The organism is Gordonibacter sp. (assembly GCF_036667095.1).
GTDB lineage: Bacteria > Actinomycetota > Coriobacteriia > Coriobacteriales > Eggerthellaceae > Gordonibacter.
Map to the genome: position 1 here is coordinate 29,335 of NZ_JAVWUP010000012.1, position 6,988 is coordinate 36,322.

Below are 6,988 nucleotides of genomic sequence, written 5' to 3' on the forward strand. Positions count from 1 at the left end.
CGATCCAATCGTTTGCCACATGAAAGAAAATACCGATCATACGGGAAACGAAAAACAGATAGGACGATCATGGTAAACTTCATCTCGCACACGAGCCTAATCAAGGAGACCAGATGGACACAACATATGTCGGTTTTTACGCTCGCTTCGATACTCTTTCCAAAAAGGAAGCGGCCGCCCTTTTGGGAGCAGACAATTTGGTAGGCGATATGTTCGACATCGTGTTCGAAACGGAAGAAGGAAACACGATAGCTTGGATGAAGAATCGATTCGGTAAACTTGTCGGATTTTTCGATGCCAAAACTACACATCAACTGCGTGTCTTGAAGGCGCGCGACTGGCATACAGAGGCACTTTTATCGTTCATGGCGTTCACTGACCGTCCAGAACCTGGCCACTACTGGGGAGAAGCGGCAGTAATCTGCTTTTCTCCTGATCAAAGCGAGATATTCAGCCAATTTTCTGAAGGGATCGCAAACCGACTGATGGATGGAGTGCGCCCTGACATAGATTTAGGAGAGCAGGGTATAAAGCAAGTCATAGAGTCAGGAGGGTCCTGGCTACCCTCTAAAAGCGTCCCTTTACCAAAAGGGCAAACGGGGACCGTCATTATGAAAAACTCGCGTAAGATATCGGAAAAGTTTATAGAACAAGGACGCAAAGGAAACAAAGGCTGCTATCTTATCAGTTGGATTTTCTTGATTGCATTAGCTGGAAGCATAGTGGTTGCCCTTAAATCCTGTAATGTTTTTTGATGTTCAGACCCAGGGAATGTTTCACGTGAAACATTCCCTGAAGCGTCTAGAGAGCCAAACGAAGGTTATTGGATGAAGTGCAACTATCGTATTATTGAAAATCAAGCAAGAAATGATATTTCTCGTTAGGGCATGCTCCTTCCCTACGCTAAAACAGGGAGTAGGGCCGAATGTTTCACGTGAAACATTCGGCCCTATTTTAATCATTTTTCTAAGGCAAAACGAACAAGCATTGTGCAAAGCTCCGGAAATGAAATACCCGCTGCACGTGCAGCATCAGGGAGTAACGAGGTTCCTGTCATACCAGGAATAGTATTCGTCTCGAGAATCCAACTAGTGCCTTCATCATCTAAGATGAAATCAGAACGAGATACTCCCTTACATTCAAGGACACCATGGGCTTCGACTGCCATTTGTTGGATTCTTCTTGTAACCTCGTCCGATAGAGGTGCAGGACAGAGGTGTTGTGAGGCACCAGGAACATACTTCGATTCATAATCATAGAATTCATTTACTGGAACAATTTCGATAATAGGGAGAGCTTTCGGATTTTCGTTGCCAATAACGGCAACGGTAAGTTCCTTGCCACTTATATATCTTTCAATAAGAACCAAATTATCCAGCTCAAATACTTTTTCGATCGATTCGCTTATAGCATCTTCGCCTTCAACGATAAAAACTCCCAACGCGCTGCCCTCAGTGGCGGGTTTCACTACGCAGTGGTTTCCTAACTGCCCTACAATATCGACTGCCTTAACAGAAGAAGTCGAGGTGAGCGTTATAGAAGGAGGTGTAGAGATGCCGGCGAGATCATAGAAAATCTTTGACTTGGCTTTATCCATTGCCAAAGCACTTGACCATACCCCCGAACCGATATAGGGCAGTCCGATCATTTCCAACAGTCCCTGCAACGTGCCATCTTCGCCAAATTTTCCATGCAGGCATATGAAGGCAACATCGAATTTTCCATCAATAAGAACCTTGAGATCTTCTTTATTTGCAGGATCGAGAACCGTTACCGGAAACCCCGCCTCCTCCAATGCTTGACGGGCACCCACGCCAGAAGCAAGTGAAACTTCACGTTCGCCACTGACACCACCCACTAACAACGCCACATGGCAGTGCTGGGGCTCAATGCAATCACCCATGGAGCCTTCTTTCGTCTTTAAGGGTCAACAACTTCGAGAAGTATAGCAAATCCACCTTTATTGTCAGGTCCTTCTTCTCCTTAGGCAACAATGTTTCACGTGAAACACTTGCTTGTATCTTTAAGATATAATGCGGCTATGGAAAAACCAATCAAATCATATTCTTTATCCGGATTGCAAGATCTTGCAAAAGAGCTGAAGGTGCCCCCCTTCAGAGCACAGCAACTTTCCGAATGGGTTTATCAACAAGGCGTACTTTCATACAACGATATGACAAACCTTCCGAAAGTTTTACGTGACCGTCTTTCCGAAGACTATCCTCTGCATAGTCCCTCTATTATCGATAGTCAAGTATCCTCTGACGGAACGCAAAAATTCATCCTTCGTTATCATGATGGAGCGTGCGTTGAAACTGTCTCCATACCCTCTGGAGACACTCGTCTCACCGTCTGCTGCTCTTCTCAGGTCGGATGTGGCATGGCATGCGCTTTCTGCGCTACGGGAAAGGAAGGGTTCGGACGAAACCTTACCATAGGTGAAATTGTCGACCAAATTATCGTGGTACAAGAAAAAGCGAACCGTCGTGTATCGAATGTTGTAGTAATGGGTCAAGGAGAGCCTTTTCTCAACTACGACAACACTTTGGAAGCACTTCGTATACTTAACCATCCTAGATTATTCAATATTGGCGCTCGGCATATTACTTTATCAACGTGTGGGATTATTCCAGGAATCGAAAAACTCAGTCAAGAGTCTGAACAGTTCACCCTCGCCGTGTCCCTCCATACGGCAGTACAACAAACACGTGACATAATTATGCCTGGAGTATCAAAGTACACCTTAAAACGGCTTAAAACAGCCCTTATGAGCTACATTAAGACAACCAACCGAAGGGTAACCCTAGAATATGCTTTAATACGCAATACAAATGATCAGAACGAAGATATGGACGCGCTTATTGAGTTCTGTCGTGATTTACTATGCCATGTTAACTTAATCCCTTTGAATAAAGTAAGCGATTCCTTATTCCAACCGAGTAGTATCAAGACAATGAATTCATGGCTGTCAACCCTCAACAACGCAGGTATAGAAGCTACCATCCGCAATTCTCGGGGTAGCGATATAGCAGGAGCATGCGGGCAGCTTAAAAATGCGCTTAAGAATAAGAGTTGCTAGTTTCATTGAGAGGCTTTCAAAGCTTGAATGTTTCACGTGAAACATTCAAGCTTTTCCTTTATACACTACACCGGACGATGATATAGAACTCATTAGAGGCATTTGCTATATCATTCATATTTCATAATGTTTCACGTGAAACATTATGAAATCGAAGCGAGCAATTCCTCAAACAACTTTTCCAACTCTTCTTCATCTTTGAATTCGATCTCTATCTTATTCTTCCCCTGGACAGTCTTCACTTTAACATTCGTATGAAGAACCTCACGGAGAGCTTTTGCTACCGTCTTGAATGATTTAGGGGTAGGTTGCCGAGATGGTGTGGCTCCTGCCGCCTTCTTGCCGGCAAATAAACGGGCAATAGCCTCGGTCTCGCGAACGGAAAGTTTTTCTTCTACCAATTTCTGCGTCAGCTTTGTGCGGTCCTCTTTGGAAGGAATAGAAAGAATAGCACGTGCATGACCGGCAGTTATCTTCTCCTCAAATAACAACTGTTGAGCCTCTTCGGGGAGCTCTAGGAGACGTAAGGCATTAGCAACTGTCGAACGCCCTTTCGACATTGCTTGAGCGACATCGGATTGAGTAAGGTTTCTGCGTTCCATCATGCGACGGTAGCCATAGGCCTCTTCGATAGGATTCAAATCGGATCGTTGGATATTTTCAATAAGTGCAAGTTCGAGGGCTTTATCGTCATCAGCATCTTTAATGCGAATAGGAACCGTTTTCATACCTGCTAGACGACAAGCCTGCCAGCGGCGTTCGCCAGCAATGATCTGATATTTATTATTACCAACAGGCCTCACTAATATCGGCTGCAAAAGACCGTCTTTTTCTATGGACGATGCAAGCTCTTCTAGCTGTTCCTTTTTGAAATGAGTGCGAGGCTGATCAGGATTCGGAGAAACTGTCTCAAGAGGGACTTCGTCAGTCCTTCTCTGAACAACGCTTTTTATAGTTATATGGTCTTCCTCATTAACGTATTCCCCCGATAGAGAGGACTCCGCTTCGAGATGAGGCGCTTCTTGTCGAGGGGTATCACTTGAAAGTATAGTCCTAGGTTCGACAGGATATTCCGCTTCAACAACAACTCGAGGAGCAGGTTTTATAGGTTCAGCAGGAATGGCTTCTTCATAAGCGCCTCCAAGCAGCGAGTTTAATCCTCGACCTAAGCCGCTTTTCGTCGATTTAGCCACGGTTAATCACTTCCTTTGCAAGGTCGATATAAGATTGGCCACCTTTTCCTGTGGGATCATATTGGGTGATTGGCTGTCCAAAACTAGGCGCTTCCGAAAGCTTAACTGTGCGAGGAATAAGCGAATCAAAAACAGTCTTACCAAAATAACTGCGTACCTCCTCGACAACTTGGCGCGATAAAGTTGTCCTTCCGTCATACATGGTAAGGAGGACTCCGAAGATATCAAGTGATGGATTAAGGAGCGTTTTGACACGTTTCATTGAATCAAGGAGTTTTGTCACACCCTCCAAGGCATAAAACTCGCACTGGATCGGTATAAGAAGCTTATCTGCAGCAACAAGGGCATTTACCGTTAAAAGACCCAGCGAAGGGGGACAATCGACAAAAATATAATCATATTTACCGCGAAGTGAACCAACTGCGTCGCGTAAGCGATTTTCGCGGGCCATTTCCGAGACTAGTTCTACTTCAGCACCAGCTAGGTTGATAGTTGCCGGAATGACATCCAATCCTTCACATACATCAGGAATTATCACTTCCTCAACAGGAACACTGTTAAGGAGAACATCATAAATGCAATGGTCAACACGGCTTTTCTCAATACCAAGACCGCTCGATGAGTTTCCTTGTGGATCAAGATCGACAAGCAATACCTGCTTACCCTTTTCCCCTAATGCAGCTGAAAGGTTAATGGCGGTAGTAGACTTTCCCACGCCACCTTTTTGGTTGATAATAGCCATAATTTTCGTCTGGCCAATAGCACGCGTTACAGGTTCTTTGTCTTTGAAAGATTTAATAGGCTTAAGGGGGATTTCCTTTTCAGCCTCTTGAACTACTTCACGCTCGATAATTTCGATATTCTCAATGGAAATATCATCTTCATACGTCTGATCATCGGCAAGAGTAGATTCTTCTTTCGGTGTGACAGTCTCGGCTGCTTTTCTTTCGCGTTTCAGACTATCGAATAATCCCACAAAGGCCCCCTTTCACGAGCAATTATCGCTAGTATACCTTGTTTTATGTTTCACGTGAAACATTGTAGCGGCGCAGTGGTATTCATTTCGCTCGTAAAATACGAATACATAATCGAATGAAAGAAATATTGTCAGAAATTTGATAAAAATACAGTTAATCCTTGTTGCAAACAGCACGGTAAATTTGATTGAAACGGGAAAGACTCCAACGACTCCAACCGGATACCCTGAACGGTTGTTTTGCAAGGTTCAGGAAGTATGATGACTTTAGTTTTTTAGTAAAAGGAGGAATAAGAATGAACCGCGCCGCTCGATCGAAACTTGCAGAGTACGCACGTCTCATGAGAAGAAACATGCCACCTGCAGAACAAATTCTTTGGTATCGATTTTTGCGTAGTTATCCAGTGCGCTTTTCTCGGCAAATACTGATCGGCCCTTATATCGTTGATTTCTACTGTAGGAAAGTAAGGCTCAGTATTGAACTTGATGGGTCTCAACATTATGAAGAAGAAAATCGGCTGCATGATGAAATTCGTACAACCTATCTTGAAATGGAAGGAATCAAGGAAATAAGATTTCCTAATTCTTACATCCGAGAAAATTTCGAAGGCGTATGCGAATTCATCCATCAAGAAGTGCAGAAGAGAAGAAACGATTATTCAGAAATCCCCTTATCGCTGATTATCCAAAAGAAATAAAGTCTCACGTGAAACTCTATTTTATATCAGCTTACTCAGTATAATAACCACCTCAAAACCCCTGTAATGTTTCACGTGAAACATTACAGGGGTTTCTTCTGAGCTAAACCCATCCTTCGGGGAAGAGAAATTTTTGCACGACTTACTTTTTCAAAACAAATAATCCTTCTTTGGGTTTCTTGATCGCTTAGTAGAAGAGATCTATCAGAGAAAAGTTTCATTCCAAGTTTGTCTTGCAAAGAAAGGGCATGTTCCCATTCTTCACTTTGTACATTTGCTTTATAACATATAAGACGACCATTCTTTTTAAGCAAGGGGCTAGACAGCTCCATCAGCACCGAAAGCTTCGCAAGGGCTCGCGCGGTCAATACTGCAAATTGCCCAGGATAATCCACTGTAAGATCCTCAATACGACCGGCGTAGGTTGTAATAGACCCATCGAGGTTCATTTCCTTTAATATCTTTTCAATAATAGCCATTTTCTTTTGAACAGAATCAACAAGGATTGTTTTTCTACCAGTTTCGATAGCTAAGAGAACTCCAGGGAAACCACCACCCGTACCGAGATCACCATACAGCCCTTTAGGGGCCTGCTGTAATTCAGGTAGACCCGCCAATGAATCTTCAACATGGAGAATACGAGCTTCTTCAAGAGACGATATTCTGGTTAAGTTAGTAGTTTTATTGGCTTCCAAAACACTGTCCAAATAAACATCTACTAGGCTTTTATTTTGCATAAGAATCCTTATCTCGACCACTTCAGGAGATACAGTTTATCATGCTCGTCAGTTCAGTAAGTAAAAAGAGTAATTAAAACCCTCCTCTCAATGTTTCACGTGAAACATTGAGAGGAGAACGGCGACTGAAACGCTCTTGCATTCTTAGACAAAGAAATATCTGATAAGAGATTCAATAAATAGATATAGATTGCATTAGCTAGCGCTCTCTTATATTTTCTGCAAACTATCTAAATACAAAAACAACCTTGCGAATAGTATTAGATAGCTTATTCAGTCATGACCACCGGTAGATCCAGTGGCTT

General features: G+C 43.2%; 7 protein-coding genes. 3 read left to right on the forward strand and 4 right to left on the reverse strand.

All coding sequences use genetic code 11. The features are described from left to right. Positions 1–113: 113 nt before the first annotated feature. On the forward strand, positions 114–755 hold the full coding sequence (locus tag RR842_RS02515; protein ID WP_332517513.1) for a hypothetical protein: 642 nt from the start codon (positions 114–116) through the stop codon (positions 753–755). Positions 756–958: 203 nt separating this feature from the next. On the opposite strand, the gene RR842_RS02520 is transcribed toward RR842_RS02515, so the two are convergent. After that, on the reverse strand, positions 959–1,903 hold the full coding sequence (locus RR842_RS02520; RefSeq protein WP_332517515.1) for a D-alanine--D-alanine ligase: 945 nt from the start codon (positions 1,901–1,903) through the stop codon (positions 959–961). A gap of 138 nt (positions 1,904–2,041) precedes the next feature. On the opposite strand from RR842_RS02520, the gene rlmN reads away from it, so the two are divergent. Then, a complete protein-coding gene (rlmN, locus tag RR842_RS02525) occupies positions 2,042–3,079 on the forward strand; it encodes a 23S rRNA (adenine(2503)-C(2))-methyltransferase RlmN (RefSeq protein ID WP_332517517.1) in 1,038 nt (345 codons plus the stop codon). Positions 3,080–3,222: 143 nt separating this feature from the next. On the opposite strand, the gene RR842_RS02530 is transcribed toward rlmN, so the two are convergent. Then, the gene (locus RR842_RS02530) at positions 3,223–4,272 is read right to left on the reverse strand and encodes a ParB/RepB/Spo0J family partition protein (protein ID WP_332728927.1); all 1,050 of its coding nucleotides are present in this window, start codon (positions 4,270–4,272) and stop codon (positions 3,223–3,225) included. Continuing rightward, on the reverse strand, positions 4,265–5,146 hold the full coding sequence (locus tag RR842_RS02535) for an AAA family ATPase (protein WP_332517525.1): 882 nt from the start codon (positions 5,144–5,146) through the stop codon (positions 4,265–4,267). The genes RR842_RS02530 and RR842_RS02535 overlap by 8 nt, the downstream gene beginning before the upstream one ends. Positions 5,147–5,544: 398 nt before the next feature. Here RR842_RS02535 and RR842_RS02540 point away from each other — a divergent pair, with 398 nt between their 5' ends. After that, a complete protein-coding gene (locus RR842_RS02540; RefSeq protein WP_332517521.1) occupies positions 5,545–5,946 on the forward strand; it encodes a DUF559 domain-containing protein in 402 nt (133 codons plus the stop codon). 83 nt (positions 5,947–6,029) lie between these two features. On the opposite strand, the gene rsmG is transcribed toward RR842_RS02540, so the two are convergent. Beyond that, positions 6,030–6,683 (reverse strand): 16S rRNA (guanine(527)-N(7))-methyltransferase RsmG, encoded by a 654-nt coding sequence (gene rsmG / locus RR842_RS02545; RefSeq protein ID WP_332728928.1) that lies wholly within the window; start codon positions 6,681–6,683, stop codon positions 6,030–6,032. Between the last annotated feature and the right edge of the window lie 305 nt (positions 6,684–6,988).

Excerpts from the sequence above, each read along its gene's own strand:
- rsmG (WP_332728928.1), bottom strand. The coding sequence starts at position 6,683 with ATGCAAAATAAAAGCCTAGTAGATGTTTATTTGGACAGTGTTTTGGAA.
- RR842_RS02520 (WP_332517515.1), bottom strand. The coding sequence starts at position 1,903 with ATGGGTGATTGCATTGAGCCCCAGCACTGCCATGTGGCGTTGTTAGTG.
- RR842_RS02540 (WP_332517521.1), top strand. The coding sequence starts at position 5,545 with ATGAACCGCGCCGCTCGATCGAAACTTGCAGAGTACGCACGTCTCATG.
- RR842_RS02515 (WP_332517513.1), top strand. The coding sequence starts at position 114 with ATGGACACAACATATGTCGGTTTTTACGCTCGCTTCGATACTCTTTCC.
- rlmN (WP_332517517.1), top strand. The coding sequence starts at position 2,042 with ATGGAAAAACCAATCAAATCATATTCTTTATCCGGATTGCAAGATCTT.